The following is a 351-nucleotide window of genomic DNA, read 5'->3' on the forward strand; positions in this document are numbered from 1 at the left end:
CAGGCGGTGGGCTACGCCTTCGAAATCGACAAACTGCCCTTTGGAGAGTGGAAGACTGCTGCCGTTGCGTACCAGGTGATAAGAGAACATGACCTGGGTATTGACCAGTTTGCGCACGTCGGCAATGGGCAGCTTGAAATGGTAGTTATGCGGGAGATTGTCGACGATCTGGGTCGGGGCAGGGACTTTGACCTCTTCGCCATCCACGGTGGTGCCGAACATGGTCAAGTAGATGATGTCATTAAGCTCGAAGCGCGGTCCGGTGGCCGTGACTACGGCCGTAATGTCGTTGTTGCCCTGTTTATCGACGTCGAGCTTATTGTTGAAAGCCTCCTGAACGATAGGCGCGTC

Annotated in this window: 1 protein-coding gene; it reads right to left on the minus strand. The window is 55.0% G+C overall.

The genetic code is table 11. The features are described 5' to 3' along the window. The coding region (locus NTD85_RS22270; protein ID WP_262143232.1) for a hypothetical protein at positions 1 to 351 on the minus strand (351 nt) is incomplete at both ends.

The organism is Pseudomonas sp. 13B_3.2_Bac1 (assembly GCF_025466205.1).
GTDB classification, from domain to species: Bacteria; Pseudomonadota; Gammaproteobacteria; order Pseudomonadales; family Pseudomonadaceae; genus Aquipseudomonas; species Aquipseudomonas fluorescens_H.